The 25,812-nt window shown below is 72.1% G+C and carries 28 protein-coding genes; 15 read left to right on the top strand and 13 right to left on the bottom strand.

Annotated elements, in window-relative coordinates:
• Positions 1 to 3: 3 nt before the first annotated feature.
• The 3 genes from LQ222_RS14280 to LQ222_RS14290 are packed head-to-tail and all read left to right on the top strand — an operon-like array spanning position 4 to position 1,382.
• Positions 4 to 345 carry a DUF1294 domain-containing protein gene (locus tag LQ222_RS14280; RefSeq protein WP_230167383.1) on the top strand — a complete coding sequence of 114 codons (342 nt, stop codon included), beginning with the start codon at positions 4 to 6 and terminating at the stop codon, positions 343 to 345.
• A gap of 23 nt (positions 346 to 368) precedes the next feature.
• A complete protein-coding gene (locus LQ222_RS14285; RefSeq protein ID WP_230167385.1) occupies positions 369 to 668 on the top strand; it encodes a flagellar basal body rod C-terminal domain-containing protein in 300 nt (99 codons plus the stop codon).
• A gap of 30 nt (positions 669 to 698) precedes the next feature.
• Positions 699 to 1,382, top strand: a complete 684-nt coding sequence (locus LQ222_RS14290) for a hypothetical protein (RefSeq protein WP_230167387.1) — start codon at positions 699 to 701, stop codon at positions 1,380 to 1,382.
• Positions 1,383 to 1,396: 14 nt separating this feature from the next.
• On the opposite strand, the gene LQ222_RS14295 is transcribed toward LQ222_RS14290, so the two are convergent.
• Genes LQ222_RS14295 through LQ222_RS14305 form a run of 3 tightly spaced genes read right to left on the bottom strand, consistent with a single transcriptional unit; the run spans position 1,397 to position 5,009 of the window.
• Positions 1,397 to 2,323, bottom strand: coding sequence for a 50S ribosomal protein L11 methyltransferase (locus LQ222_RS14295; RefSeq protein ID WP_230167389.1), 927 nt, complete (start codon positions 2,321 to 2,323; stop codon positions 1,397 to 1,399).
• Positions 2,323 to 4,512 carry an ATP-dependent helicase gene (locus tag LQ222_RS14300; RefSeq protein ID WP_230167391.1) on the bottom strand — a complete coding sequence of 730 codons (2,190 nt, stop codon included), beginning with the start codon at positions 4,510 to 4,512 and terminating at the stop codon, positions 2,323 to 2,325. The genes LQ222_RS14295 and LQ222_RS14300 overlap by 1 nt, the downstream gene beginning before the upstream one ends.
• Entirely contained in the window at positions 4,509 to 5,009 is a 501-nt protein-coding gene (locus LQ222_RS14305) for a pentapeptide repeat-containing protein (protein ID WP_230167393.1), read from the bottom strand. The genes LQ222_RS14300 and LQ222_RS14305 overlap by 4 nt, the downstream gene beginning before the upstream one ends.
• 18 nt (positions 5,010 to 5,027) lie before the next feature.
• On the opposite strand from LQ222_RS14305, the gene LQ222_RS14310 reads away from it, so the two are divergent.
• Together LQ222_RS14310 and LQ222_RS14315 are read left to right on the top strand one after the other, a co-directional pair.
• Positions 5,028 to 5,996: a hypothetical protein gene (locus LQ222_RS14310; protein WP_230167394.1), complete on the top strand. Its 969-nt coding sequence runs from the start codon at positions 5,028 to 5,030 to the stop codon at positions 5,994 to 5,996.
• Between the two features lie 101 nt (positions 5,997 to 6,097).
• The gene (locus LQ222_RS14315; RefSeq protein ID WP_230167396.1) at positions 6,098 to 7,033 is read left to right on the top strand and encodes a formylglycine-generating enzyme family protein; all 936 of its coding nucleotides are present in this window, start codon (positions 6,098 to 6,100) and stop codon (positions 7,031 to 7,033) included.
• On the opposite strand, the gene argB is transcribed toward LQ222_RS14315, so the two are convergent.
• The gene (gene argB, locus LQ222_RS14320; protein WP_230167398.1) at positions 7,030 to 7,920 is read right to left on the bottom strand and encodes an acetylglutamate kinase; all 891 of its coding nucleotides are present in this window, start codon (positions 7,918 to 7,920) and stop codon (positions 7,030 to 7,032) included. The two genes, LQ222_RS14315 and argB, sit on opposite strands and share 4 nt — an antisense overlap.
• 146 nt (positions 7,921 to 8,066) lie before the next feature.
• Between argB and LQ222_RS14325 the strand changes: the two genes are divergently transcribed.
• From LQ222_RS14325 to LQ222_RS14335, 3 genes are all read left to right on the top strand, one after another.
• Positions 8,067 to 8,609 (top strand): hypothetical protein, encoded by a 543-nt coding sequence (locus LQ222_RS14325; protein WP_230167400.1) that lies wholly within the window; start codon positions 8,067 to 8,069, stop codon positions 8,607 to 8,609.
• Positions 8,606 to 9,913: an NtaA/DmoA family FMN-dependent monooxygenase gene (locus LQ222_RS14330; protein WP_230167402.1), complete on the top strand. Its 1,308-nt coding sequence runs from the start codon at positions 8,606 to 8,608 to the stop codon at positions 9,911 to 9,913. The genes LQ222_RS14325 and LQ222_RS14330 overlap by 4 nt, the downstream gene beginning before the upstream one ends.
• A gap of 121 nt (positions 9,914 to 10,034) precedes the next feature.
• Positions 10,035 to 10,511 carry a hypothetical protein gene (locus tag LQ222_RS14335; protein ID WP_230167404.1) on the top strand — a complete coding sequence of 159 codons (477 nt, stop codon included), beginning with the start codon at positions 10,035 to 10,037 and terminating at the stop codon, positions 10,509 to 10,511.
• A gap of 12 nt (positions 10,512 to 10,523) precedes the next feature.
• Here LQ222_RS14335 and yihA read toward each other — a convergent pair whose 3' ends face one another.
• From yihA to rpmH, 5 genes are all read right to left on the bottom strand, one after another.
• Positions 10,524 to 11,180: a ribosome biogenesis GTP-binding protein YihA/YsxC gene (gene yihA / locus LQ222_RS14340; protein WP_230167406.1), complete on the bottom strand. Its 657-nt coding sequence runs from the start codon at positions 11,178 to 11,180 to the stop codon at positions 10,524 to 10,526.
• A gap of 98 nt (positions 11,181 to 11,278) precedes the next feature.
• Positions 11,279 to 13,054: a membrane protein insertase YidC gene (gene yidC, locus LQ222_RS14345; RefSeq protein WP_230167408.1), complete on the bottom strand. Its 1,776-nt coding sequence runs from the start codon at positions 13,052 to 13,054 to the stop codon at positions 11,279 to 11,281.
• 5 nt (positions 13,055 to 13,059) lie between these two features.
• A complete protein-coding gene (gene yidD, locus LQ222_RS14350; protein ID WP_230167410.1) occupies positions 13,060 to 13,344 on the bottom strand; it encodes a membrane protein insertion efficiency factor YidD in 285 nt (94 codons plus the stop codon).
• Complete coding sequence (rnpA, locus tag LQ222_RS14355) at positions 13,341 to 13,715, bottom strand: ribonuclease P protein component (RefSeq protein WP_230167412.1); 375 nt, start codon at positions 13,713 to 13,715, stop codon at positions 13,341 to 13,343. Before rnpA ends, yidD begins: the two co-directional genes overlap by 4 nt.
• A 25-nt stretch (positions 13,716 to 13,740) precedes the next feature.
• Positions 13,741 to 13,875 carry a 50S ribosomal protein L34 gene (rpmH, locus tag LQ222_RS14360; protein WP_230167414.1) on the bottom strand — a complete coding sequence of 45 codons (135 nt, stop codon included), beginning with the start codon at positions 13,873 to 13,875 and terminating at the stop codon, positions 13,741 to 13,743.
• Positions 13,876 to 14,065: 190 nt separating this feature from the next.
• Here rpmH and LQ222_RS14365 point away from each other — a divergent pair, with 190 nt between their 5' ends.
• Together LQ222_RS14365 and LQ222_RS14370 are read left to right on the top strand one after the other, a co-directional pair.
• Complete coding sequence (locus tag LQ222_RS14365; RefSeq protein ID WP_230167416.1) at positions 14,066 to 14,779, top strand: TVP38/TMEM64 family protein; 714 nt, start codon at positions 14,066 to 14,068, stop codon at positions 14,777 to 14,779.
• Positions 14,772 to 16,193: an NAD(P)/FAD-dependent oxidoreductase gene (locus LQ222_RS14370; RefSeq protein ID WP_230167418.1), complete on the top strand. Its 1,422-nt coding sequence runs from the start codon at positions 14,772 to 14,774 to the stop codon at positions 16,191 to 16,193. Before LQ222_RS14365 ends, LQ222_RS14370 begins: the two co-directional genes overlap by 8 nt.
• A gap of 107 nt (positions 16,194 to 16,300) precedes the next feature.
• Here LQ222_RS14370 and LQ222_RS14375 read toward each other — a convergent pair whose 3' ends face one another.
• The gene (locus LQ222_RS14375; protein ID WP_230167420.1) at positions 16,301 to 17,980 is read right to left on the bottom strand and encodes a methyl-accepting chemotaxis protein; all 1,680 of its coding nucleotides are present in this window, start codon (positions 17,978 to 17,980) and stop codon (positions 16,301 to 16,303) included.
• 173 nt (positions 17,981 to 18,153) lie between these two features.
• Between LQ222_RS14375 and LQ222_RS14380 the strand changes: the two genes are divergently transcribed.
• From LQ222_RS14380 to LQ222_RS14395, 4 genes are all read left to right on the top strand, one after another.
• A complete protein-coding gene (locus LQ222_RS14380) occupies positions 18,154 to 18,948 on the top strand; it encodes a 3-hydroxybutyrate dehydrogenase (RefSeq protein WP_230167422.1) in 795 nt (264 codons plus the stop codon).
• Positions 18,945 to 20,012, top strand: coding sequence for a patatin-like phospholipase family protein (locus LQ222_RS14385; RefSeq protein WP_230167424.1), 1,068 nt, complete (start codon positions 18,945 to 18,947; stop codon positions 20,010 to 20,012). The genes LQ222_RS14380 and LQ222_RS14385 overlap by 4 nt, the downstream gene beginning before the upstream one ends.
• Positions 20,013 to 20,334: 322 nt before the next feature.
• A complete protein-coding gene (locus LQ222_RS14390) occupies positions 20,335 to 21,090 on the top strand; it encodes a methyltransferase domain-containing protein (RefSeq protein WP_230167425.1) in 756 nt (251 codons plus the stop codon).
• Entirely contained in the window at positions 21,087 to 21,833 is a 747-nt protein-coding gene (locus LQ222_RS14395; protein ID WP_230167427.1) for a Sir2 family NAD-dependent protein deacetylase, read from the top strand. The genes LQ222_RS14390 and LQ222_RS14395 overlap by 4 nt, the downstream gene beginning before the upstream one ends.
• A 72-nt stretch (positions 21,834 to 21,905) precedes the next feature.
• Here LQ222_RS14395 and LQ222_RS14400 read toward each other — a convergent pair whose 3' ends face one another.
• From LQ222_RS14400 to LQ222_RS14410, 3 genes are read right to left on the bottom strand one after another with little or no spacing between them, the layout of a single operon-like run.
• Positions 21,906 to 23,060, bottom strand: coding sequence for an MFS transporter (locus LQ222_RS14400; protein WP_230167429.1), 1,155 nt, complete (start codon positions 23,058 to 23,060; stop codon positions 21,906 to 21,908).
• Positions 23,057 to 23,512: a DUF3293 domain-containing protein gene (locus LQ222_RS14405; RefSeq protein ID WP_230167431.1), complete on the bottom strand. Its 456-nt coding sequence runs from the start codon at positions 23,510 to 23,512 to the stop codon at positions 23,057 to 23,059. The genes LQ222_RS14400 and LQ222_RS14405 overlap by 4 nt, the downstream gene beginning before the upstream one ends.
• Positions 23,512 to 24,714 (bottom strand): class I SAM-dependent rRNA methyltransferase, encoded by a 1,203-nt coding sequence (locus LQ222_RS14410; protein ID WP_230167433.1) that lies wholly within the window; start codon positions 24,712 to 24,714, stop codon positions 23,512 to 23,514. The genes LQ222_RS14405 and LQ222_RS14410 overlap by 1 nt, the downstream gene beginning before the upstream one ends.
• Before the next feature lie 172 nt (positions 24,715 to 24,886).
• Between LQ222_RS14410 and panC the strand changes: the two genes are divergently transcribed.
• Positions 24,887 to 25,729: a pantoate--beta-alanine ligase gene (gene panC, locus LQ222_RS14415; RefSeq protein WP_230167434.1), complete on the top strand. Its 843-nt coding sequence runs from the start codon at positions 24,887 to 24,889 to the stop codon at positions 25,727 to 25,729.
• The last annotated feature ends 83 nt before the right edge of the window (positions 25,730 to 25,812 follow it).

The raw sequence follows: 25,812 nt of genomic DNA on the forward strand, positions 1-25,812 counted from the left end.
GCCATGCTGACGGATGCGCAGGCCTGGGTGCTGGGTGTCGGGTGCTGGCTGCTTGGGATGAACGTGCTGTCGATGGCGCTGTTCCATCACGACAAGCGCATGGCCGAGCAGCGCGGCTGGCGGATTTCCGAACGCATGCTGCTGACGGTCGCGCTGCTCGGAGGATCGCCGGGCGCGCTGCTGGCGCGCCGTCGTTTTCGCCACAAGACGCGCAAGCAGCCCTTCAGTGCGGCGCTTCATGCCGTGTGCCTGCTGCAGCTTGTCGCCGTGGCCTGGCTGGCGGTGAATGGGCCGACCCTTCCGCCGGCCGTGGCGCGCCAGCTCGGTGCGTTCATCACGCGCTAACCTCTGTCGCGCATCCTGCGACAATGCAGGTCGCCCTCAACGCTTCCATCGCCTCCTCGGTCCAGGGGATGCAGCGCGCCACCGACAGGCTCGCCGAGGCCGCGACGGTCATCGCCGCGCCGGCGGCGAGCCCGGCGCGCGGCTCGGACCCCTCCCCCGCGCCGCCCACCGGCAATGAAGGCCTGACGGCCGCGCAGGCGAGCGGCGACCTCGAGCGTGCGATGGTCGACACCATCCTGGCGCGCCGCGCCTATGAAGCGAACACGCAGGCGCTGCGCATCGCCGACGAGACGCAGCGCAGCCTGGTCGACCGCGGCGCCTGAGAGACCGCCTGAGCCGGCGCCGAGCGGCGCATGCCGACGTCCGGCACCGGCCCTCTCAAACGGTCCGTGAGCGGCCAGGCGCGCATCCGCTCCGGTCGGCACTGTGCCTCGGATCACCGCCATGCCCCGGCGCCGGGAGCAGGATCGCGCATCCATGCATCAGGGGGACCTGTCATGCGGATCGCGACGATGCTTCTTGGTCTTGCGTGCATCGCCCCGGCGCTGGCGCCACCGGCCCGGGCGGATGATTTCCTCGGCGGGGAGGGCGGCGTGGCGTTCGGTCCCGTCAACTGCCCGCGCGGCCAGGCCGTCGTCGGGATCTTCGGCCGCTCGGGGAATGTCATCGACACGCTGCAGATCATCTGCGGCAAGGCCGATGGCAGTCCCGACATGGTCGATCCGCGGCGCATCGGGCCCTCCGCGGGCGGCAGCGCCGTCTCCGCGGTCTGCCCGCCGCTCAGCCTGGCGCAGTCCATCCAGGTCAATGTCCGCGACCATCACGGTGCGGTCGTGGTCAGCCAGATCACGCTGGTGTGCGAGTTGAAGACCGCCGGAAGTCTGGGGCGCGCGACATTGGGGGCTGGCGGGGGCGGGGATGCCGGCAGTTCGGATTGCCCGGTCAATACCTTCGTCGCGGGCTTCGCCGGGCGCGCCGGCAGTTTCATCGATGCCATCGGCATCACCACCTGCCGGCACGTGCGCTCGCTGAACTGAACGACGCGGCGCGCTCACCCGCGCCGGCGCAGCACCAGCGTCGTCCAGGGCCCGACATTGATGCGGCGTTCGAGCACCAGCCCCTGCCGCCGATGCGCCGCCAGCACCATGCGCGCCTGGGTGCCGAGCAGCCCCGCCAGGATCGCCGTGCCGCCCGGGGCGAGGTGCAGCGCGAGGTCCTGCGCCATGGCGCATAGCGGCCGCGCCAGGATATTCGCGAAGATCAGGTCGTAGCGCACGCCCTTCATCAGCCGCGGCTTCCAGCCATCGGCCAGGATGGCGCGCATGCGCCGCGGCACCAGGCCGTTCAGCCGCGCATTCTGTTCGCACACGCGCACCGACCAGGGTTCGATGTCGGTGGCGAGCGCCCGGCAGGGCACCGACTTCACCGCCGCCATGGCCAGGATGCCCGACCCGCTGCCCAGGTCGCAGACCGTGCGTGGCCGGCGATGCGCCACCGCTTCGAAGGCGCGCAGGCAGCCTTGCGTGGAGGCATGTTCGCCGCTGCCGAAGGCCAGCCCGGCATCCAGCTTCAGCACGATGCGCCCGCGCGTGACCGGGTCGGGCACATGGGTCGGGCGGATCAGGAAGCGCCGGCCGATCGGCATTTCGGGAAAGGCCTGCACGGTGCGGGCGAGCCAGCCATCGGCCTCGACCGGCCCGGCCAGCAGCGGCGGCGGGTCGATGCCCGCCACCGCGGCCGCCAGCGCCAGCGCGGCGTCGAGTTCCGCGTCATGCGCGCCGGCCTCGCGCACGCCTTCGATCCGCCAGGTGTCGGAGGGTTCGTCGCGGAACAGCGCGACGGTGGAACACACCTGCTGCAACGCCGCCTCGAAGACCGGCACGGCGTGTTCGGGCAGGGCGTCGATGACCAGCGCCTCCAGCGGCTCGGCGCGACGGCGCGAGAGCGACGCGGCGGTGTCGGGACCGGACGGGCGCATCAGCTCTTCTCCACGAAGCGGTCCAGCAGCCGCTTCTCGCCGGCCTTCTCGAAGGCGATGTCGAGCCGGTCCTCCTCGACCGCCAGCACGCGGCCATAGCCGAATTTCTGGTGAAACACGCGCTCGCCCACGATGAAGACCGATGCCGCGGCGGGGCGTTCCTTCACTTCCCACGCGGCCGCCTCGATCATGCGGCGCGGGCGCTGGGCGAACATGCCGCCGCCGGCGAAGACGCTGCCCTGCGGCCGCGCCTGCTGCGCCGCGCCCTCGCGCTGCACATCGCTCGCCGGCAATTCGTCGAGGAAGCGGGAGGGCAACTGCGACTGCCAATTGCCATAGACCATGCGGTTCGCCGCATGGCTGATGACCGCGACGCGCCGTGCCCGCGTGATGCCGACATAGGCGAGGCGGCGTTCTTCCTCGAGCCCCTTGTCGCCGGCCTCGTCCACGCTGCGGCGGGAGGGGAAGACGCCTTCCTCCCAGCCCGGCAGGAAGACCATGTCGAATTCCAACCCCTTGGCGCCGTGCAGCGTCATCAGCGAGACGCGCTCGCCCTCGGCGGCCTCGTCATTCTCCATCACGAGTGCCACGTGTTCCAGGAAGGCCGCCAGGCTTTCGTAGTCCGCCATGGCGCTGACGAGTTCCTTCAGGTTCTCCAGCCGCCCCGGCGCCTCGGGCGACTTGTCCTGCTGCCACATGGCTGTGTAGCCGCTCTCGTCCAGCAGGGTCTGCGCCATCACCACATGGCCCTGCACGGGCAGGATCGCGCGCCAGCGGTCGAAGCCCTGCATGAGTTCGGACAGCGCCGCGCGCGCACGGGCGTTCTTGATCGCGCCGGTCTCCAGCGCGCGCGCGGCGGCCATCGCCAACGGGATGGATTCAGCACGCGCGATGGCGTGCATCGATGCCATGGCGGTGTCGCCAAGCCCGCGCTTGGGCAGGTTCACGATGCGCTCGAAGGCCAGGTCGTCGGCCGGCTGCGCGACCACGCGGAAATACGCCATGGCGTCGCGGATCTCGGCGCGTTCGTAGAAGCGCGCGCCGCCCACGATGCGATAGGGCACGCCGATCGCGATCAGCCGTTCCTCGAAGGACCGGTTGAGGAAGCCGGCGCGCACCAGGATGGCGATCTCGCTGAGCGACGTGCCCGCGCGCCGCGCGGCCTCGATGCGTTCGCCGACCATGCGCGCTTCCTCGACGCTGTCCCACATGGAGACGATGCGGACCTTGTCGCCATCCGCATCGTTGCGGCCCGCGCGCAGCGTCTTGCCCAGCCGGCCGGTATTGTGCGCGATCAGGCCCGAGGCGGCGGCGAGGATCGGCCTGGTGGAGCGATAGTTGGATTCCAGGCGCACGATCGTGGCACCCGGGAAGTCCTTCTCGAAGCGCAGGATGTTCTCGATCTCCGCGCCGCGCCACGAATAGATCGACTGGTCGTCATCGCCGACACAGCAGATGTTCCGGTGGCCCTGCGCCAGCAGCCGCAGCCAGTAGTACTGCACCAGGTTGGTGTCCTGGTATTCATCCACCAGGATGTAGCGGAAGCGGCGGTGGTAGTCGGCCAGGATGTCGGCATTGGCGCGCAGCAGCGTGACCACATGCAGCAGCAGGTCGCCGAAATCCGCCGCGTTCAGCGCCTTCAGCCGGTCCTGGTACGCCACGTAGAGTTCCGTCGCGCGCCCGCCGGCATAGTCGGAATCCTCGGCCGGCGTGACGGCATTGGGCTCCAGCCCGCGATCCTTCCAGCGCTGGATCACCGCCATCAGCCCATTCGCCGGCCAGCGCTTGGTGTCGATGCGCGCGGCGTCCATCACCTGCTTGAGCAGCCGCATCTGGTCGTCGGCATCGAGGATGGTGAAATTCGAATTCAGCCCGACCTGCTCGGCGTGCCGGCGCAGCATGCGCGCCGCCAGCGCGTGGAAGGTGCCGAGCCACAGCCCCTCGGCCGGCTGGCCCAGGATGGCGGCGACGCGCTCGCGCATCTCCCGCGCCGCCTTGTTGGTGAAGGTGACGGCCAGCACCTGCGACGGATACGCCTTGCCCTGCAGCAGGATGTGGGCGAAGCGCGTGGTCAGCACGCGAGTCTTGCCGGTGCCCGCGCCCGCCAGCACCAGCAGCGGGCCGTCCACGGCTTCCACCGCCGCGCGCTGCTCGGGGTTCAGGCGCGCGAGGTAGTCGGCGCCGCTCACTGGCAGTTCCCGACCGACCCCGCGGCGCAGACGCGCCGCCCATCGGTCCAGCGCGCGCCGCCCAGCAGCGCGCCCGCCATGTTGGCGCCGGCCAGGTTCGCGCCGCTCAGGTCGGCATCGGTCAGGTCGGCGCGGAACAGCGTGGCGCGGCGCAGGTCGGCGCCCGTCAGCTTGGCACCCTGGAGGTTCGCGCGGGTGAAATCCGCGTTGCGCAGGATCGCCCCGGCCAGGTCCACCCCCGACAGGTCGGCCGACACGAAGCGCGCCTCGACCGCCTCGACCCCGGCCATCCGCGCGCGCGCCAGCGTCGCCCGCTGGAAGGAGGCATCGCGCAGCTGCGCGCCCGACAGGTCGGCCGCGGCCAGGTCGCTGGCATCGAGCAGGCAGCGGCGCCACTCCACGCCGGGCGCGGGTGGGTCGTTGCAGCCGGCCATGGCCGGAAAGGCCAGCAGGACCAGCCCCGCGATCAGGGTGGGCAGCGAGGATGGTATCGGCACGTCACGGGATATAGAACCTTGGACGCGTCCCTCCAACCGCCAGGCCTGCCGATCCTGCCTCCCTTGCGTTTCCTCGAATGGTCGGCCCGCCAGGGCGGCGCGTTGCTGGCCGGCGGAATCTTCGTGGGGCTGCTTGTCCCGCCGCTCGCCGCGCTGTTCCGCGATGTGGTCACCATCACCGTCGCCGGGCTGATGACGCTGGTGCTGCTGCGCGTGGACCTGGCGCAGGTGCTGGCCTATCTGCGCCGGCCGGTGCTGGTGGCGGCGCTGACGGCCTGGCTGCTGCTGGCCCTGCCCGTGCTGGCCTATGCCGTCGCGGTGGCGGCGGGGATGGACGGGCCGCTGGGCGCGGCGCTGGTGATCAGCGCCACGGGCTGCGCCGCGACGTCCTCGCCCGCCTTCGCGCGCCTGGTCGGCCTCGATGGCGAGATCAGCCTGGTGGTCGCGGTGGTCACCACGCTGCTGGTGCCCTTCACCGCGCCGCCGCTGGCGCTGGGGCTGATGGGGATCGACCTGTCCATCTCCTTGCCGGGGCTGATGGCGCGGCTGGCGTTGGTGGTGGGGCTGCCGCTGCTGATCTCGATCGCGATCCGGCGGATGGTGGCCGCGCCGACGCTCGCGCGCTTCGGCGGCGCGGTGGATGGCGCGGTGGTTTGGCTGGTGGTGCTGTACGGCTTCGGCGTGATGGACGGCATGCTGGCGCGGCTGCTGGCCGAACCGGCCTGGGTGATGGGCGGGCTGGCGTTGGCCTTCGCCGGCAATTTCGGCATGAACATCGCGACCGCGCTGGCCTTCGCGGCGGCCGGGCGGCGCCTCGCGCTGGCGGGCGGGCTGCTGGCGGGCAACCGCAACATGGCGCTGTACCTGGCGGTGCTGCCGGCCGCGACGGACGAACGCATCCTGCTGTTCTTCGCGCTGTGCCAGTTCCCGCTGTTCCTCAGCCCCTTCCTGCTGCGCCCGGTCTATGCGCGGATCGGCGCGCGGTAGGCGTGGCGCGGCCGCCACGGTGGCGACCGCCTTCACGCAACCGGCACCTGGCGCGTGACCCGGCGCGGCGCCGCTGTGTAGCCTGCGGGCGGAACCGCACCATGCCCGCTCGCCTGCCGATCCTGTTCGCCATCATCCTGCTGCCCTGGGTCGCGCTGGCGCAGCCGCGCGAATTCCGCGACTGCCGCGATTGCCCGCTGATGGTCGCGATCCCGCCCGGCGCCTTCACCATGGGCGCCGATGTGGCCGAGGAAGCACGCGAGAACCTGGCACCCGACCTGCGCGGTCGTTCCGCGCCGCCCACGCGCATCACGCTGTCGCGCGGCTTCGCGATCGGCAAGTTTCCGATTACCCGCGCGGAGTTCCTCGCCTTCGCGCAATCCACCAACCGCGTGCCCGGGCTGTCCTGCTGGGGCCTGGCGCCGCAGCCCGATGGCAGCGGCCGCTGGCAGGAACGCCAGCGGCTGACCTGGGCCTCGCCAGGCTTCGGGCAGACCCCGCAGGACCCTGCCGTGTGCGTCAGCTGGGCCGATGCGGCGGCCTATGGCGAATGGCTGTCGCGCCGTACCGGCCGGCGCTATCGGCTTCCGTCGGAGGCGGAATGGGAGTTCGCCGCGCGCGCGGGCACCACCGGGCCGCGCTACTGGACCGCGGAGGCCGCCGAGACCTGCGCCCACGCCAATGTCCGCGACCACAGCGTGGCGGATTTCTACCGCGCGCCGCGCGATGCCTCGTTCTTCCCGTGCAGCGACGGGGTCGTGCATACGGCGCGCGTCGGCGCCTTTCCGGCCAACCCCTTCGGGCTGCACGACATGCTCGGCAATGTCTGGCAATGGACGCAGGATTGCTGGAACCCCACGCTGCAGGGCCAGCCGCGGACCGGCGCGGCGCGCGAGACCGGCGACTGCCTGACGCGCACCGCGCGCGGCGGGTCCTGGAGCAACGACCCGCGCTTCCTGCGGGTGGCCTACCGAAGTTCCGGCGCCGCCACCGTGCGCAGTTCCAACACCGGGTTCCGGCTGGTGCGATCGGACTAGGCGCGGATCAGCGTGCCCGGCCCGGCATCGGTGAACAGTTCCGCCAGGATGGCGTGCGGCACCCGGCCATCGAGGATGACCGCGCCCTTCACCCCGCGCTCGATCGCGTAGATGCAGGTCTCGACCTTCGGGATCATCCCGCCGGCAATCCAGCCGGCCTCGATGCCCTGCTTCACTTCGGCGACCGACATCTCGGGGATCAGGCGCTTGTCGGGGTCCAGCACGCCGGGCACGTCGGTCAGCATCAGCAGGCGTTCGGCACCGAGCGCGCCGGCGATCGCCCCCGCCGCGGTATCGGCGTTGATGTTGTAGGTCTGGCCGTCCTCGCCCACCCCGACCGGCGCGACGACGGGGACGATATCGGCGCCGATCAGCAGGCGCAGCACCTTGGGGTCGACGCTGGCGGGTTCGCCCACGAAGCCGAGGTCGAGCACCTTCTCGATGTTGCTGTCGGGGTCGCGATAGGTCCGGTTCACCTTGCGCGCACGGATCAGCCCGCCATCCTTGCCCGAGATGCCCACCGCCAGCACGCCGGCGCGGGTGATGGCTTCCGCCACCTGTTTGTTGACCGGCCCGGCCAGCACCATCTCGACCACGTCGAGCATTTCCTCGTCCGTCACGCGAAGCCCCTGCACGAAGGTGGACTTCACGTTCAGGCGCTTGAGCATGGCGTTGATCTGCGGCCCGCCGCCATGGACCACGACCGGATTGACGCCCACCTGTTCCAGCATGGCGATGTCGCGGCCGAAGCGCAGCGCGGTGTCTTCCTCGCCCATCGCGTGGCCGCCGTACTTCACCACCACGATCGCGTCGTCGTAGCGCTTCAGGAAGGGCAGCGCGCCGGACAGGATCTGCATCGGGTCGGGCGTGGCGGCGGCATCGGTCATGCGAGGAACCTGGCAGGGATGGATCACGGCCGGTTTACGCCGGATCGCCGCCAGGGGAAATCACCCCGGCCCGTGAAGTTTCATCGCGTTGACAGTCGGGCACCGAGCGGTTGCAGTCGCGCGGTCGCCCCGCGCCCGGAGACGCCATGCCACGCCTGCCAGATCGCCCGAATGCCCCGGCACACCCGCAGCCTGCCGGCGCGCGATACGGCGCACCGGACGGGCCGGTGGAGGCGGCGGCGCGGCGCCGCCCCGCCGGGATGCGCGCCCGTTGCCGGCTCGCGCGGCCGCTGACCGCCGTGGTCATGCTGGTCGCGGCCGGCGCCTGCGCCGCGCGCACCCAGGCCGGGCGCAGCGAGGCGCCGCCCCAGGTCGCCCGCCCCGCCGCGGCGAAGGGCGCCTGGCTGATCGGCGGGCACCTCGATACCCGGCGCGTTCGCGCCGGCCTCGCGAGTACGCCGCGGCACGAGGTGGTGATCCTGGTGAACGGCACCGAGGCGATGCGCGCCGAAATGCCGCGCGACCGGGTGTTGGAGCTGTCAGGCGAGGCGGAGGGCTCGGCCCTCGCCGCGTTGTGCACGCCACGCCGGCCGGCACGGGCCACCATCGAGGTGACCTGCCTGGTGACGGTGGACAACGAGCGCGCGGCGTCCCTGGTGTTCACCGCCGGCGCCCGGAGGCCGGCATGACCCAGCCGCGCCGCATGCACCTGGTCGCCTACCTCAAGACCGGGCCGACCGCGAACCACCCGGGCGCCTGGCGCCATCCGGAGGCGGCGCTGGACGACATCTTCTCGCCCGAACGCTACGAGCACATCGCGCGCGTGCTGGAGGAGGCGCGCTTCGACGCCTGCTTCTACGCCGACACCTTCGGCCTGCCGGACATCCATGGCGGGAATTTCGACGCGTATCTGCGCCTCGGCGGGCAGATTTCGTACCTGGACCCGCTGGTGGTGCTGCCGCTGATGGCGCGGGTGACGAAGCATCTCGGGCTCGGCGCGACGCTGTCCACGACCTTCCTGCATCCCTACTGGATCGCGCGCACGCTGGCCTCGCTGGATTTGCTGAGCGGCGGGCGGATGGCGTGGAACATCGTGACCTCGGCGACCGATCTGGAAGCGCGCAACTTCGGGATGGACGGCATCGCGGCGAAGAACGAACGCTACGACCGCGCCGAGGAGGTGGTGGCCGCCTGCAACGCATTGTGGGAGTCCTGGGACGAGGGCGCGCTGGTGGCCGACCGCGCGGGCGGCGTGTTCATCGACCCGTCGAAGGTGCGCTACACGAACTACGAAGGGCGCTTCGTGCGCACGCGCGGGCCGCTGGCCATGCCGCGCACGCCGCAGGTGCGCCCGGTGTTCATGCAGGCGGGGTCGTCCGATCGCGGGCGGGACTTCGCGGCGCGCTGGGCGGAGCTGGTGTTCTGCACGCCGAACACGATGGCGGATGGCATCGCCTTCACCACCGACCTGCGCGCGCGCATGGCGAAGTTCGGCCGCGCGCCGGAGGCGTGCCGCGTGCTGCCATCCTTCATGACGGTGATCGGCGAGACGCAGGCGATCGCGCGGGAGAAATACGACTACCTGCAATCGCTGATCGATCCCGATGCGCAGCGGATGCTGAATTCGGCGCTGATGGGGGTGGATCTGGCGAAGGTCGCCTCGCCGGAGGAGATGCGCGTGGCGCAGGGCAACCAGGGGATCGTGGGTTCGCAGGACCGGGTGCTGCAGGTGATGCGGCAGGAGGGGATCGGCTTCCAGGATGCGGTGGCGAAGCCGCGGTCGCTGCTGGTCGGCACGCCGGCGTCGATCGCGGACACGCTGGAGGAATGGTTCACCGCGGGGGCCTGCGACGGCTTCATCATCACGCCGACGGTGCATCCGCGGATGTTCGAGGAATTCTGCCGGCTGGTGGTGCCGGAGTTGCAGCGGCGGGGGCTGTTCCGGCGGGAGTATGCGGGGGCGACGCTGCGGGAGAATTTGGCGCGGGGGTGAGCGGGTGGGCATCCTGACTATGCGCCTCGCCCGTCACCAGAGGCCGAAGCCGCTCGCAACCCTTGAAGGCGGTGGGGCAAAGCCGGCATTCTGCGGTGCGTGCATTGGCAGGAGCCACGGGGTGCTTCGAGCATGGTTTTCCGTTTGCCTTGTCATCGCGATGGCGACGCCCTCCGCTAATGCGCAAACCGTCGTCGATCGTGAATCATGGCGTCCTTCATTCGAGCATGACCCGCAAGGCGGCGTGCTCTGCGCTTGGAGCATCTACATCGTGATCCAGCGGGTCGGCGCCGTTTGCTTCCCGGAGGAGCGGACATTCCAGACGACAATCGACGAGTCCGTGCGCCGGCTAGACGAGTTCATCATCGTCAACATGCCCACGTCCCGCCAAGCTCTGGAAGTGGCGAGGACTTCAGGGCTCCGCGCGTCTGGCGTCGATGAAGGGCTTGCCCAGCGTTGCACACCTGGCGATCGCAGGCTCCGCGACATCTTCGCGCTGCACCGCCAACTTCGCTCGCGTGCCCCTGACCTGATGCGCGCTGAAATCGACCAGCTTCTCGCAACGCCGCGCCGGCCGAGCATGAACCCCTGCCTGTAGGTCACGGGGGCGCTAAGCCGCCAGCGCCGCCACCTCCGCCCGCAACTCATCAATCCCCTGCCCGGTCCGGCTGCTCGTCACCAGCACCAGCGGATGCCCGGCCGTATGCTCGCGTGCCAGTGCCTGGGCTTCCGCGAAGCGCGCCGCCATCTTCACCGGCCCGACCTCATCCGCCTTGGTCAGCACGATCTGGAAGGCCACCGCGGCGTCGTTGAGCAGTTCCATCGCGGCGCGGTCGGCGGTTTTCGTCTCGATGCGGGCATCGAGCAGCAGCATCACGCGCACCAGGTTCGGCCGGCCGCGCAGGTAGTCGAACATCATGCCCTGCCAGTCGCGCTGGAGGTCCTTCGATGCCTTGGCGTAGCCGTAGCCCGGCAGGTCCACCACCACCAGGCGTTCGGCCAGGTTGAAGAAGTTCAGCTGACGCGTGCGCCCCGGTGTCTGCGACACGCGCGCCAGCGCCTTCTGCCCCGTCACCGCGTTGATCAGCGACGACTTGCCCACGTTGGACCGCCCGCAGAAGGCCACTTCCGGCAGGCCCGGGGGCGGCAGCTGGTCGGCCTTCTGCGCCGCGTAGAAAAAGGTGCAGGGCCGCGCGAACAGCAGCCGCCCCGCCTCGATCAGCGCTGCGCGTTCCGCATCGTCCCTGGCTTCGGAAAGCCCCGTCATAGTGCGCCCTCGCCTGGATGGGCCGTGCGTTGCGCGTCAGCGCGCCTTGGTGACAGACAAAAGAAGGAGGGGGCGCCGGGGAGTTCCTTCCCCCGCCCTTACTTCTTCTTCGCTGCCTTCGCCGCCGCCCGGTCGTGCCGCATGATGTAGTATTGCTGCGCCACCGACAGCGTGTTGTTCCAGGCCCAGTAGATGATCAGCCCGGCCGGGAAGGACGCCAGCATGAAGGTGAAGATGATCGGCATCCAGGCGAAGATCTTGGCCTGGATCGGGTCGGGCGGCTGTGGGTTCAGCTTCTGCTGCACCCACATCGTGACACCCATGATCACCGCCCAGGCCGGCATGTGCAGGAAGGTCGACCACTGCTCCGGCTGGAAGGGCAGCAGCCCGAACAGGTTGAACAGGTTGGTCGGGTCGGGCGCCGACAGATCGTGGATCCAGCCGAAGAACGGCTGGTGGCGCATTTCGATGGTGACGAACAGCGCCTTGTACAGCGCGAAGAAGACCGGGATCTGGATCAGGATGGGCAGGCAGCCCGATGCCGGGTTGACCTTCTCGCTGCGGTACAGCGCCATCATCTCGGCCTGCGCCTTCTGCGGGTCGTCCTTGTAGCGTTCCCGCACCTCGGTCATTTTCGGCGCGAGCACCTTCATCCGCGCCATCGACTTGTAGGCCTTGTTGGCCAGCGGGAAGAACGCCGCCTTGATCAGCACCGTGAAGATCAGGATGGCGACGCCGAAGTTGCCGGTCATCCGGAACAGCCAGTCCAGCGCCAGGAAGAACGGCTTCACCAGGAAGTAGAACCAGCCGAAGTCGATCGCCTTGTCGAAATCGGTGATGGTCAGCCGGTCCATGTAGCCGTCGAGCAGGTGCACTTCCTTGGCGCCGGCGAACAGCCGCGTCGGCAGCGACCCGGTGGCGCCGGGCGCGACCGACACCGGCGCAGGCGGCGCCATGTCCACCTGCCAGCGGTCGCCCGCCGTGCCGCCGCCCTCGTTCACCGCGCGGTAGGAGGCGCGCAGGGTCTGGTCCGGCGCGGCCGGCATGACGGCGGCGAGCCAGTACTTGTCGGTGATGCCGGCCCAGCCGCCGGTGGTCTCCTGGTCCAGCGCGGTGCCGGCGCGGCGCGCGCCCTCGGACTTCGCGTCGGAATAGGTCACCTCGCGCAGGCGCCCACCCAGCACGCCCGTGAAGCCCTCGTGCAGGATGAAGAAGCCCGCCAGCTGCGGCGTGTGCTCGCGCCGGATGCGGACCCAGGGCAGCACGGAAATCGCCTCGGTGCCGCTGTTGCGGACGCGCTGGTCGGCCGTGATCATGTACTGGTCATCGAGGGCGAGGACGATCTCGAAGACCTGCCCCTGGCCGTTGTCCCAGGACAGGGTCACAGGCTGGCTGGGGGCGAGCGGCCCGCCGGTCGCGGTCCAGTCGGTGTCGCCATCGGGCACGCGGGTTCGGCCGTCGGCGGCGGTCCAGCCCCATTGCGCGAAATACGGGTTGGCGCCGTCGCGCGGCGCGAACAGGCGGACCTGCGGGGAATTGGGCGCCAGCGTCTCGCGATAGGTGGTGAAGACCAGGTCGTCGAGCCGCGCGCCGCGCAGGTTGATGCTGCCGGCCACGCGGGGATTGCTGACCTGGATGCGCGCGGCGGGCGCGCGGTCGGGCGCGGTCGAGGCCTCGGTGCGCGGGGGGGCCGCGGTCGGCGCCACCCCGGGCGTGCCGGCGGCGGGCGCGGGGACCGGCACGGGCACATCGGCCTGGGTGGTGCGCTGTGCGGGCGGCGGCGTGGGCGGCTGGTTGGTGCGGTTCCACACGTCGAACAGCAGCAGGATGCCGATCGAGAGCGCGATGGCCGCGAAAAGGCGCTTCTGGTCCACGAATCTCAGCCCTTCGGCGCTGGAGCAGGTGACGCCACCGGGTCGGATGACGCTGCTCGCGAAAACGAAACTCTGGCGGGGGGCACCGGGTCGAAGCCGCCCGGGTGCCAGGGATTGCAGCGCAGGATGCGCCGCGCGGTCAGGCCGGCGCCGCGCAGGGCGCCATGCGTGTCCAGCGCCTCGAGCGCATAGTCGCTGCAGGAGGGGTAGTGCCGGCAGTGGCTGCCGATGATGCCGCGCAGCGTGTAGCGATAGGCATGCACGCAGCCCTTGAGCAGCGTGGCGGTCATGGCGCCACCCCGGCCTGGCGCAGCGCACCGCGCAGGTCGGCGACCAGCGTCGCGAAATCCCGCCTGCGGGTGCCGTCGCGCCCGATCAGCACCAGGTCCCAGCCGGTGGCGCCGATATCCGGCAGCGTGAGCCGTGCCGCTTCCTTCAGCCGCCGCCGCGCGCGGTTGCGCACCACCGCGTTGCCGACCTTCTTGGTGACCGTGAAGCCCACCCGCAGCACGCCGGCGTCGCCGGGGGCCGCCTGCAGGACAAGCCCGGGCCGCGCCGCCCGCTTCCCGCGGGAGGCCACGCGCAGGAAATCCCTGCGCTTCTTCAGCCTGCCGGCGGGCGCGCCCGATCCGGGCGGGGCCGGTTCGGCGGCTCCCGACATGCGAGGCTCCGCGCGGCGGCCGCCGTCAGGCCGAAAGGCGCTTGCGGCCCTTGGCGCGACGATTGGCGAGCACGTTGCGGCCGCCCACCGTGGCGGTGCGGGCGCGGAACCCGTGCCGGCGCTTCCGGACAAGCTTCGAGGGCTGGTAGGTACGCTTCACGACAAGTCTCCTGAACCTCGGTAGTGGCCTGCCGGCGCCACGGCCAGCAGGATGCGCCGGCGGCGGCCCTGTGGAAGGAGCGCCCCGGCGGGGGCCCGACGTATAGGGAGGGGGATCGCCAGGCGTCAACCGCGCAGCGCCCCCGCGGGAGCGTAACGCAGCGTGCCGCGCCACCGAACCAGGATCCGAGATGGACAAGCCCCCGCTTCGCACGACGCTCGCCCGGTTCTGGCCCCTGCTGCTGCTCGCCGGCCTGGTGGTGCTGGCCTGGGCGACCGGCGCGGCACGCCTGCTGTCCTTCGAGGCGCTGGGCGCGCACCGTGCCGCGCTCGATGCCTGGGTGGCCGACCGGCCGGTCGTGGCGGCGGCAGCCTATGTGCTCGCCTACGTGGTCGTGGTCGCGCTGTCGCTGCCCGGCGGCGTGGTGATGACGCTGGCCGGCGGGCTGCTGTTCGGCGCCTGGATCGGCACGGCGCTGACCGTGCTGGGGGCGACGGTCGGCGCCTGCGCGCTGTTCCTGGTGGCGCGCAGCGCCCTGGCGCCGCTGGTGGCGGGCCGCGCGGCCGGGCTGGTGGACCGCATCCGCCCTGGGCTGGAGCGCGACGGCTTCTTCTACCTGCTGACGCTGCGGCTGATCCCGGTGGTGCCCTTCTGGCTGGCCAACCTGGCGCCGGCCCTGGTCGGCATGCCCTTCGGCGCCTATGCCGCGGCGACGGCCATCGGCATCATTCCCGGCACCGCGGTGTTTGCCGCCATCGGGGCGGGGGTGGGGGATGTGCTGGCGGCGGGCGGGCGGCCGGACCTCGGCATCATCTTCTCGCCGGCGATCCTGCTGCCGCTGCTGGGGCTGGCGGCACTCTCCCTGCTGGGCGCCTGGTGGCGCAGGAGGAACAGCGATGCCTGACGTGGACGTGGCGGTGATCGGGGCGGGCGCGGCGGGGCTGTCGGTCGCGGCGATCGCGGCGGGACTCGGGCTGAAGGTCGCGCTGTTCGAACGCGGGGCGATGGGCGGGGACTGCCTGAACTACGGCTGCGTGCCGTCCAAGGCCCTGCTGGCGGCGGCGCATGCGGCGGCGGAGGCGCGCCGCGCCCACCGCTTCGGCGTGCAGGTCGGGGAGCCGCGGGTGGAGTGGGCCGGCGTGCGCGCGCATGTGGCCGGCGCCATCGCCGCCATCGCGCCGAATGATTCCGCCGAACGCTTCCGCGGCATGGGCGTTGACGTGGTGCAGGCCGGCGCGCGCTTCGTCGCCCGCGATACGATCGAGGCCGGCGGGCGGCAGTACCGCTTCCGCCGTGCCGTGGTCGCCGCCGGGTCGGCCGCCATCGTCCCGCCCATCCCGGGCCTGGCCGAGGTGCCGTTCCTGACCAACGAGACGCTGTTCTCGTTGCCGGAGCGCCCGGGCCACCTGGTGATCATCGGCGGCGGGCCGATCGGGCTGGAGATGGCGCAGGCCCATGCACGGCTGGGATGCCGGGTGAGCGCGGTGGAGGCTTTCACGATCGCTGCCCGCGAGGAGCCCGAATGCGTGGCCCCGCTGCGCGATGCGCTGCTGGCCGACGGCGTGGCGCTGCACGAGGGGGCGCGCGTGGAGCGCGTGGAGGCCTCGGCCGGCGGCGTGACGGTGGTGCTGACGGGCGGCGCGCGGGTCGCCGGCACGCACCTGCTGCTGGCCGTGGGGCGCGCGCCGCGCCTTGATGCGCTGGGGCTGGAGGCTGGCGGGGTGGCGTTCGGGCCGCGCGGCGTGGCGACCAGCCCGGCCTTGCGGTCGGTCTCCAACCGGCGCGTCTGGGCGGCCGGCGACATCGCGGACCCGGTCGGCCTCGGCCCGCGGGCCTTCACCCATGTCTGTTCGCAGCATGCCGGCATCATCGCGCGCGCCATGCTGTTCCGCCTGCCGGCAAAGCTGTCCTACGACGCGCTGCCGCGGGTGACCTATACCGACCCGGAGATCGCGCAGATCGGCCCGACCGAGGCGGAGTTGCGGGCCGCCGGGCGGACCGACCTGACCATCCTGCGCTGGCCGCTGGCCGAGAATGACCGCCTGATCGCCGAGGGCCGGGCCGAGGGGCTGGTCAAGCTGGTGGCGGATGCGAAGGGGCGGCTGCTGGGTGCGTCGTTGGTCGGTGCCGGCGCGGGCAACATGGCGGGGATGTTCGCGCTGATGATCGGGCGGAAGCTCTCGACCCTGGCGGGTGCGGTGCTGCCCTATCCGACAGCGCAGGAAGCGGCCAAGCGCGCGGCGAGCGACTTCTACACGCCGAAGCTGCTCTCGGCGCCGGTCAAGCGGCTGGTGGGCTGGCTGAAGCATCTCCCGTAGGCGCGGGGGAAGCCGCCCCTTGGATCCGTGGGCACCTGGTTCCCGCGGTCCAGGGGGCCGCAGCCCCCTGGTGGGGGAGCCCGAGGGGGTGAAACCCCCTCGGGGACCTACGCGGCCCGGATCCCGGCCAGGAACCCATCCACCTGCCCGCGCAGCCGCTCGGACTGCTCGGCCAGCTCGGTCGAGGCCCCGCGCAGGTCCTGCGCCGCCCCGCCGGTGCGTTCCGCGCCCTGCTTGACGCCCACGGCGCTGCGCGAGGCTTCCTGGGTGCCCTGGGCAGCCTCGGCGACGGCGCGGCCGATTTCCTGCGTCGCGGCCGCCTGCTGTTCCGAGGCCGCGGCGACCTGGCCGGTATTGGCGTTGAGTTCCTCGATGGTGCGGGCGATGGCGGCGATGGCTTCGACGGTGCGCCCGGTCTCGGCCTGCATGGCGGCGATCTGGGCGCCGATCTCCTCGGTCGCCTTGGCGGTCTGGGTGGCGAGGTTCTTCACCTCGGAGGCCACCACCGCGAAGCCCTTGCCGGCCTCGCCGGCGCGGGCGGCCTCGATGGTGGCGTTCAGCGCCAGCAGGTTGGTCTGGCCGGCGATGTCGCTGATCAGGCGCACCACGTCGCCGATCTTGTTCGCCGCCTCGGCCAGGCCGCGCACGGTCGTGTCGGTGTCGCGCGCGGCATCGGCGGCACGGCCGGTGATGCCGGCGGTGTCGCGCACCTGGCGGGCGACCTCGGCGATGGAGGCGGCGAGTTCCTCGGTGGAGGCAGCGACGGTCTGCACGTTCATGCTCGCCTGTTCGGAGGCGGCGGCGACGACGGTGGCCTGGCGGGTGCCGTCCTCGGCGGTCTCGTTCATGGCGGAGGCGGTGGCCGACAGCTCGGTGGCGGCGGCGCTGACGGTCCGCAGCACGGCGGTCGCCTCGGCCTCGAAGGATTGCACCAGCCCGTCGATGCGGGCGGCGCGGTCGGCGGCGCGGCGCTCGTTCTCGCGCTGCTGCGCGGCGATGCGGTCGGCTTCCTTGAGCCCGTCGCGGCAGGCGTCCAGCGCGCGGGCCATGGTGCCGATCTCGTCGGCATGCTTGGCCTCGGCCAGGTCGAAGCTGTAGTCGCGGCGCGACAGCTTCTCGAGCGCCTGGGCCAGGTTGCGCGTGCGGTTGGCAATGCCGGACGCGATCATCCAGGCCATGGCGCCACCGATCGCCAGCGCCAGCAGCGCGCAACCGACGAGGATCAGCTCGCTGCGCCAGATCCGCGCGGTGGCCTCGGCAGCGGTGGTGTCGGCGCCGTGGTGATTGAGGTCCACCAGCACGAGCGCCGCCGCGGCGTGCCTGTCGAAGGCGTCGCGGCCGCCGCCGAGGGCCGCCATGATCGCCTCCTGCGGGCCGGTCTCGACAGCGCGCATCAGGGCGTCGTGGGCGGTCAGCACGTCCCGCTCCAGCCGCTTCATCTCATCGGCGAGCCGGCGTTCCTCCGGCGAGGAGATCAGCCGTTCATAGGCGCGCCACTGCGTCTCCATGGTCTCCAGGATCGGGCGCATCTCGGCCGCGCGGCGGGCGCGCAACGCGGGGTCGGTATAGGCGGCGAGCGCCAGCTCGGCGCGCCGCAGTTCCAGCGCCGCGCTGCGGTAGCGGCTGACGCTGTCGGCCGACGCGATCCAGTTCTCGTCGATCTCGCGCATGTCGGCCTCGGTGCTCCGCAGGCTCAGGATGCCGATCGCCGCCATGGCGACCACGAGGAAAAGGACGAAGCCGAAGCTGGCGAACAGCTTCGCGCGGATGGTGAGTTTGGCGAACACGATGGCGCTCCTGGGCGGGCTGCGGGGCCGTCCGGTGTCTCCGGCGAGGGCAGCCTAGGCACGCCGACATGATCACCCCGTTAATCCCCCGCGCGGGGCTTCCCCCCGCCGCCGCGCTTCGCCACCATGCGCGGCGCTGCCGCAACGCCAGCGAAACGAAGGATCGCACGACCATGGACCGCACCCTGGAAGGCCGCACGGCCCTGATCACCGGATCGACCTCCGGCATCGGCCACGGCATCGCCATGCTGATGGCCCACGCCGGCGCGAAGGTCATGCTGAACGGCTTCGGCAAGCCCGAGGAGATCGCCGCCGCGCGCGCCAGCGTCGGTTCCGCGATGGGCGGCGGCGACGCGCCCTATTCCGGCGCCGACATCTCGAAGCCCGACGAGGTCCGCGCCATGGTGGCCGACGCGCAGGCCAGGCTGGGCAGCCTGGACATCCTGGTGAACAACGCCGGCATTCAATATGTCAGCCCGATCGAGGAGTTCCCCGACGCCAAGTGGGACGCGATCATCGCCATCAACATGTCGTCCAACTTCCACGCCATCAAGGCGGCGCTGCCGGCGATGCGCGCGCGCAACTGGGGGCGGATCATCAACATCGCCTCCGCGCACGGGCTGCGCGCGTCCCCGCACAAGGCGGCCTATGTCACGGCCAAGCACGGCGTGGTCGGGCTGACCAAGGTGGTGGCGCTGGAAGTGGCGACCACGCCGATCACGTCCAACGCCATCTGCCCGGGCTTCGTGCGCACGCCGCTGGCCGAGGCGCAGGTCGGCCCGCTGGCCAAGGAACACGGCGTGAGCGAGGAGGTGGCGCTGCGCGACTACCTGCTGGAGAAGCAGCCGTCGAAGCGTTGGGTCGAGGTGGACGACATCGCCCACATGGCGGTCTTCCTGTGCGGGCCGGGCTCGGGCGGGATCAACGGCATCGCCTTCTCGGCGGATGGCGGCTGGACGGCTTCGTGAGCGAAGCGGCGCCACCCGCGTCGCCCGCGGTCGCGAAGCCGCCGGCGCGCAAGCGCATCAGCCTGGCGCTGCAGGGCGGGGGCACGCATGGCGCCTTCACCTGGGGCGTGCTGGAACGCCTGCTGGAAGACGATCGGCTGGAGGTGGACGGGCTGTCGGGCACCTCCGCTGGCGCCATCAACGGCGTGATGCTGGTGGAGGGGCTGCTGGCCGATGGGCCGGCCGGCGCCATCGCGGCGCTCGATCGCTTCTGGCGGGCCATCGCGGCGCGGCTGGCGATCAGCCCGCTGCGCGCGACGCCGCTCGAGAAGCTGATGTGGGGCCATGACCTGACCTGGTCGGTCGCCTACCGCACCTTCGACACGCTGTCGCGCGTGCTGTCGCCCTACCAGATCAACCCCTTCCCCTACGACTACAACCCGCTGCGCGCGGCGCTGGAGGACAGCATCGACTTCGAGCGGCTGCGCATGGAGGCCAAGGCGCCGCGGCTGTTCGTCTCGGCGACCAGCGTGCGCACCGGCAAGCCGCGCGTCTTCACGCGGCGCGAGCTGACGGTCGACATGCTGCTCGCCTCGGCCTGCCTGCCGCAGGTGTTCAAGGCGGTCGAGATCGACGGCGAGCCGTACTGGGATGGCGGCTACCTCGGCAACCCGGCGCTGTGGCCGCTGTACGACCAGGGCGGACCGCCCGACCTGGTGCTGGTGCAGCTCAACCCCCAGGTGCGCGAGGACGCGCCGACCAGCGCGTCGGACATCCTGAACCGCCTGACGGAAATCACCTTCAACGGGTCGCTGATGGCCGAGATGCGCGCCATCGACTTCGTGCAGCGGCTGCTCGACACCGGGCGGCTGGAGCAGCCGCGCTACCGCCGCCTGTTCATCCACGTGATCGAGGATGAGGAGCGCATGCGGAAGTTCAAGCTCAGCACGAAGTTCAACGGCGACTGGGATTTCCTGGTCACGCTGAAGCAATACGGGCGGGAGGCGGCCGAGCTGTGGCTGCACGACCATTTCGACAAGCTGGGGCGCGAGAGCAGCGTGGATATCCGCGCGCGGTTCCTGTGACCTCAGGCGCCGGCGGCGCCTTTTTCTTGACCTCAGGCGCCGGCGGCGGCTTTTTCTTGACCTCAGGCGCCGGCGGCGCCATGCGGCGGCTTGGCTTCCGCCGCCATGCGGGCGCGCTGGCAGGGAATGCCTCAGGGGCGGCGCCGGCCGCCGTGCGGCCGGATCCTGCGGTGGCGCACCGGGTTGGTGCGGGTGCGCGGGATCTGATGGTCGACGGCGCGGCTGGATGGCGCGCCAGGCGCTGTCGCATGGGGCGGGTTGGACGCGCTCGCGCCTTGCGCTCCCGGCCTGATGCGGGCCATCGGGCCGCCCGGAGGATCGCATGAGCTGGGATGCCACGCAGTACCTGCGCTTCGAGGATGAACGGCTGCGCCCCGCGCTCGACCTGATCGGGCGCATCGCGCATGCGGCACCGGCGCAGGTGGTGGACCTCGGCTGCGGCGCGGGCAATGCGCTGCCGGTGCTGGCGGCGCGCTTTCCCGGCGCGACGGTCTCGGGCGTGGACGGCAGCGCGGCGATGCTCGCCAAGGCCAAGGGCTTCGCGACGCAGCAGGCCGATATCGCCGCCTGGTCGCCGGCGGCGCCGGTCGATGTGCTGTTCTCCAACGCCGCGCTGCACTGGCTGGGCGGGCACGCGGCGCTGTTCCCGCGGCTGCTGTCGCAGCTGGCGCCCGGCGGCGTGCTGGCGGTGCAGATGCCGTCCATGCACGCCGCCCCGCTGCGCGCCGAGCAGGACCGCATCGCGCGCAGCGGCCCCTGGGCGGCGACGCTCGCGCGCATCACCAGCGCGCCACCCATCCTGGCAGCTGGCGACTATTACGACCTGCTGCGCCCGCGCGTCGCCGCGCTCGACCTCTGGATGACCGACTACATCCATGTGCTGCGCGGCGAGGACCCGGTCGTGCAATGGGCCATGGGCACCAGCCTGCGCCCCTTCCTGGATGTGCTGGACGGCGCGCTGCGCGAGGGCTTCCTCGACGCCTATCGCGCCGCGATGCGCGCCGCCTATCCGCCGCAGGCCGATGGCACGGTGCTGCTGCCCTTCCGCCGCCTGTTCCTGCTGGCGCGCATGGCATGAGCGACGCCGCCGCGCTGCGCCGGATGATCGATGCGGCCGGCCGCATCGCGATCTTCACCGGTGCCGGCATCAGCACCGATTCCGGCATTCCGGATTTCCGCGGCACCAACGGCGTCTGGACGAAGATGCAGCCGATCCAGTTCCAGGATTTCGTGGCCGACCCGGCGGCGCGGCGCGAGACCTGGCGGCGCCGCTTCGACAGCGACGACGTGATGCGCGCCGCCCGCCCCAACCGCGGCCATCGCGCGGTGGCGCTGCTGCTGCGCCAGGGCAAGGCGCAGGCCGTCATCACGCAGAATATCGACGGGCTGCACCAGGCCTCGGGCATTCCGGACGACCAGGTGATCGAACTGCACGGCAATTCGACCTACGCCAGTTGCCTCGACTGCGGCACGCGGCACGGGATCCAGGAGCTTCGCGCCGCCTTCGACGCGCAGGGCGAGGTGCCGGGATGCACCGCCTGCGGCGGCCTGGTGAAGACCGCGACGATCAGCTTCGGGCAGTCGATGCCGGAGGAACCGATGCGCCGCGCGCAGGAGGAAACGCTGGCGGCGGAGCTGTTCCTGGTCCTCGGCTCCTCGCTGGTGGTGCATCCGGCGGCCGGCTTCCCCGAGATCGCCAAGCGCCGCGGCGCGCGGCTGGTGATCCTCAACCGGCAGGCGACGCCGCTGGACGACCTGGCGGACCTGGTGATCCGCGATGGCATCGCCGAGGCGCTGGGCGGCGCGACAGGCACGAATTGAAGTCCCCTCCACGGGCCGGAACGCCGGCCGGTGATGGGTGCGGCGGGCCTCGTCAGCCGATCGGGGCCTGGTTCACCGCGCGACGTTCCGCCAGAACAGCGCGAACAGCGCCAGCGCCACCAACAGCAGCGCGGCCGCCAGCAGCACCGGCGCCGTGGCGCCGCCGAAGCGGTCGGCAAACCAGCCCGCCAGCGGCGGGAACCCGGTACAGCCAGCATAGAAGAAGATGAAATAGACACCGAGGCCCTGCGCGCGGCGCTCCGGTGGCACCGCCATGGCCGGCAGCGCCGCGAAGACCGTGATCGGCAGCGCATAGAGCAACCCATGCGCCGCCAGGATCGCCGCGCCCCACCGCGCCTCCGCGAAGGGCAGCGCCGCGGCCAGCGCCGCCGCGGCCGTGATGCACACCACCACCATGGGCCGCAGCGCCGCCGGGCGCCGCGCCAGCAGCGCCCCGGCCGGCACGGCAAGGACATTCACCCACGACATCAGCGATGTGGCGAAGCCGGCCTCCGCCACCGACAGGCCGCCTTCGACCAGCAAGGGCGGGGCAAAGGTGACCAGGACCATGTAGGTGCCGTTCACGCAGGCCCAGCAGCCGCCGGCCAGGCACATCAGCCGCACCTCGCGCGCCGGGAGCCGCCCGCTGCCGGCCGGCGGCGCCGGCGCACGCGGCACCGGGCGTGACGCCGCCGCCAGGGCCGCGAAGGCCAGCGCGCCGCCCAACGCCGCGACCAGGAAGGGAAATTGCCAGCCCAGCCGCAGCGCCAGCGCCGGCAGCGCCGCCTGCGCCGCCGCGATGCCGATCGGCCAGCCCAGCACGTACACCGCCATCGCCGGGAACAGGTCGGCACCCTGGAAGCGGTCCTGCATCATCTTGGTGAGCAGCAGGATCACCAGCACGGTCCCGACGCCCATCACGATCCGGCCGCCGAACAGCACCGCCGCGCCGCCCGCCGCGGCGCAGACCAACGCACCCGCGACCAGCAGCGCGATGCCGATCAGCACGCCCGCGCGGTCCCCCATGCGGCGCGCCGCCAGGCCGAGCGGATAGACCAGCACCAGCCCCGGCAGCCAGAACAGCCCCACCAGCGTGCCGAAGGCCGTCCAGTCCAGCCCGAAGGTCGGCAGCAGCACCGGTCCCGACGCGCCCGGTGCCTGGAACAGCGCGCCAAGCGCCGCGCGCACCGCGAACACCGCCGCGAGGAACGGCAGCGCCGCGGTCATCGCAGCACCAGCAGCCGCGGCGGGCCGACGCGCCGGATCACCAGGATCGCATCCTGCCGGAAGCGCCGCGCGAGCACGACGCAGCGCGCCGCCGGCGCGCCGACCAGCAGGTGTTCCTCCCCCCAGGGGCGGGGGCGGCAGGCGCGGCCCATCCCCTCGCGCCGGGGCAAGCGGCGCGTGGCGGCGCGCAGGCGGTCCAGGCGGCGTTGGTTCCAGCCGCGCGGGCGGCGCCGGCTGTGCGGGTTCCAGGCCCCGACGAACGCAGCCTCCGCCACGCGCAACAGCACGAGCAGCGCGCGGGCCGCGCCGTGGCGCCCACGCCAGGCGCCCACCTGCCGCGCGCCGCGGGCCAACGGGACGACGATGCCATCCGCCTCGAACAGGGTGGCCCGCCAGGCGCGGCGCAGATGCGCGCGGCGTGCCGGCCCTGGCGGTGGCGTCGATCCGGGCATCACGGCAGGTGCAGCAGCATGCCCTTGAGATACGCGCTTTCCGGCAGCATCGGGTGCAGCGGATGGTCGGGGCCCGCGCCGCCCATATGGAGGATCCGCGCCTCCCCCGCCGCGCGGCCCTGGCGCGACGCACGGTGCACGCCCCAGCCGACGGCCTCGGCGAATTCGCCCGGGGCGACGTGGTGCGAACAGGATGCGATGAACAGGAAGCCGCCGCGCTCGGTCAGCGTCGCCGCCAGCCGCGCCAGCTTGCCATAGGCCCGAAGTGCCGCCGGCTGGTCGCGCCGCGCCTTGGCGAAGGCTGGCGGGTCGGCGACCACCACGCCGAAGCGGCGGCCTTCACCCACCATGCGTTCGAGCATGTCCATCGCCTCGCCACGCTGGGCCGTCACGCGATCCGCGACATTGTTGGCGGCCGCGGCCTGCATGGCGGTGGCCAGGGCGTGCTCGCTGCGATCCAGCAGCGTGACCTGCGCCGCGCCCGCCACCGCGCAGCCGATGCCGAAGCCGCCAGTGTGGCAGAAGGCATCGAGCACCGTGGCCCCCGCGGCCAGCCGCGCGACCCGTGCGCGATGTTCGCGCTGGTCGAAGAACCACCCGGTCTTCTGGCCGCCGACCAGATCGACCGGAAAGCGCAGCCCGTTCTCCTCGACCGTCGCGCCGGCCGCATCGCCGGCGAGCAGGCGCGTCTCCTCCGCCAGGCCCTCGAGGCCGCGCACCGCGCTGTCGTTGCGCGCGACGATGCCGCGCGGGGCGAACAGCGCGTGCAACGCCTCGACGATCATCGGCGTCGCCGCCTCCATCCCCGCGGTATTGGCCTGCAGCGCGACAACGTCGCCGTAGCGGTCGATCACCAGGCCTGGCAGGCCATCGGCCTCGGCATGGACCAGGCGGTAGTGCGGCGCGCCGAACAGGCGCTCGCGCAGCGCCAGCGCCTCGGCCAGGCGGGCACGGAACCAGGCGGCGTCGCAGGCGGCGTCGGGGTCGGTCGACAGGCGCCGGGCGGCGATCAGCGAATGCGCGTTGAAGTGCCAGGCGCCGTGCTTCACGCCGTCATCGCCCTCGATCCGCACGACGCTGCCGGCGGGCAGCGACCTGGCCGCCGGCGTCATCGCGATCTCGTTGCTGAACACCCAGGGATGGCCCGCCTTCACGCGGCGGTCGCGGCCAGGAAGCAGGCGGAGGATCGGGCGATCGGGCATGGCGCCGCCTAAACCCTGGCGCCGCCCGCGGCAAGCCGGCAGCGCCACCCGGGCGCTTTCGCCGTCGCGGGTTCCGGCGCTAGGGTCGGCCCGCCGCGGCGCAGATGGTGCCGCCCGGCCACGCGCCATCAATCGCCGCCACGACGCGGCGCGCCGGAGGAGGATCCACCCCATGCTGGTCTGCCGTGACCTGCCCGCGCTGCGCACCGCCACCGCTACGCTGCGGGACGCCGGGCGGCGGCTCGCCCTGGTGCCGACGATGGGCGCCCTGCATGCGGGCCATATCGAGCTCGTCGCCGCGGCGCGGCGCGCGGCCGATGCGGTGGCGGCCTCGATCTTCGTCAACCCGCTGCAGTTCGCCGCCACCGAGGACATGTCGCGCTATCCGCGCGACGAGGACGGCGACCTTGCGAAGCTGCGCGCCGCCGGCTGCGACCTGGTCTGGATGCCGCCGGTCGATGCCATGTATCCGCCGGGCGCGGCGACCGTGATCGATGTGGCGGGGCCCTCGGCCGGCTGGGAGGGCGATGCGCGCCCGGGGCATTTCCGCGGCGTCGCGACGGTCTGCGCCAAGCTGTTCCTGCAGACCGGCGCGGCGGTCGCCGCCTTCGGCGAGAAGGACTGGCAGCAATTGCAGGTGGTGACGCGCATGGCGCGCGACCTCGACATCCCCATCCGCATCCTGCCGGTGCAGACGGTGCGCGAGGCGGATGGGCTGGCGATGTCGTCGCGCAATCGCTTCCTGACGGACGCCGAGCGTGCGACCGCGCCGCGGCTGCACGCGGCCATGATGCGCGCGGCCGCGGAGATCCTGGCCGGCGCGAGTGTCGCGGCGTCTGTGGACACGGCGCTGTCCGGCCTGCGTGGCGCCGGCTTCGCGCCCGACTATATGGCGCTGGTCGAGGCCGAGACGCTGCGGCCGCTCGATGCGCGGCGCGGCGATGGCCCGATGCGGCTGCTCGCGGCGGCACGGCTTGGCAGTGTCCGGCTGCTCGACAACATCGCGGTGGGGTGAACCGGCAGGTCCCGGCGGACCGCGACCCGCGCGCTGCCAGCGCGCTTCCACCCGCGCGCTGCCAGCGCACTTCTACCCGCGCG

The sequence above is a fragment of the Roseomonas sp. CECT 9278 genome (assembly GCF_918698155.1).
Taxonomy (GTDB): Bacteria; Pseudomonadota; Alphaproteobacteria; order Acetobacterales; family Acetobacteraceae; genus Neoroseomonas.

Bases quoted from the DNA above. Each gene is read 5' to 3' on its own strand.
- LQ222_RS14405 (WP_230167431.1), bottom strand. From the start codon at position 23,512: ATGCCCGGATCGACGCCACCGCCAGGGCCGGCACGCCGCGCGCATCTG.
- yidD (WP_230167410.1), bottom strand. From the start codon at position 13,344: ATGACCGCCACGCTGCTCAAGGGCTGCGTGCATGCCTATCGCTACACG.
- rnpA (WP_230167412.1), bottom strand. From the start codon at position 13,715: ATGTCGGGAGCCGCCGAACCGGCCCCGCCCGGATCGGGCGCGCCCGCC.
- LQ222_RS14330 (WP_230167402.1), top strand. From the start codon at position 8,606: ATGACCCAGCCGCGCCGCATGCACCTGGTCGCCTACCTCAAGACCGGG.
- LQ222_RS14365 (WP_230167416.1), top strand. From the start codon at position 14,066: ATGGACAAGCCCCCGCTTCGCACGACGCTCGCCCGGTTCTGGCCCCTG.
- yihA (WP_230167406.1), bottom strand. From the start codon at position 11,180: ATGACGGGGCTTTCCGAAGCCAGGGACGATGCGGAACGCGCAGCGCTG.
- LQ222_RS14280 (WP_230167383.1), top strand. From the start codon at position 4: ATGCTGACGGATGCGCAGGCCTGGGTGCTGGGTGTCGGGTGCTGGCTG.
- LQ222_RS14290 (WP_230167387.1), top strand. From the start codon at position 699: ATGCCGACGTCCGGCACCGGCCCTCTCAAACGGTCCGTGAGCGGCCAG.
- LQ222_RS14370 (WP_230167418.1), top strand. From the start codon at position 14,772: ATGCCTGACGTGGACGTGGCGGTGATCGGGGCGGGCGCGGCGGGGCTG.
- LQ222_RS14380 (WP_230167422.1), top strand. From the start codon at position 18,154: ATGGACCGCACCCTGGAAGGCCGCACGGCCCTGATCACCGGATCGACC.
- LQ222_RS14410 (WP_230167433.1), bottom strand. From the start codon at position 24,714: ATGCCCGATCGCCCGATCCTCCGCCTGCTTCCTGGCCGCGACCGCCGC.
- LQ222_RS14395 (WP_230167427.1), top strand. From the start codon at position 21,087: ATGAGCGACGCCGCCGCGCTGCGCCGGATGATCGATGCGGCCGGCCGC.
- LQ222_RS14315 (WP_230167396.1), top strand. From the start codon at position 6,098: ATGCCCGCTCGCCTGCCGATCCTGTTCGCCATCATCCTGCTGCCCTGG.
- LQ222_RS14285 (WP_230167385.1), top strand. From the start codon at position 369: ATGCAGGTCGCCCTCAACGCTTCCATCGCCTCCTCGGTCCAGGGGATG.
- LQ222_RS14390 (WP_230167425.1), top strand. From the start codon at position 20,335: ATGAGCTGGGATGCCACGCAGTACCTGCGCTTCGAGGATGAACGGCTG.
- LQ222_RS14325 (WP_230167400.1), top strand. From the start codon at position 8,067: ATGCCACGCCTGCCAGATCGCCCGAATGCCCCGGCACACCCGCAGCCT.
- panC (WP_230167434.1), top strand. From the start codon at position 24,887: ATGCTGGTCTGCCGTGACCTGCCCGCGCTGCGCACCGCCACCGCTACG.
- LQ222_RS14400 (WP_230167429.1), bottom strand. From the start codon at position 23,060: ATGACCGCGGCGCTGCCGTTCCTCGCGGCGGTGTTCGCGGTGCGCGCG.
- argB (WP_230167398.1), bottom strand. From the start codon at position 7,920: ATGACCGATGCCGCCGCCACGCCCGACCCGATGCAGATCCTGTCCGGC.
- LQ222_RS14295 (WP_230167389.1), bottom strand. From the start codon at position 2,323: ATGCGCCCGTCCGGTCCCGACACCGCCGCGTCGCTCTCGCGCCGTCGC.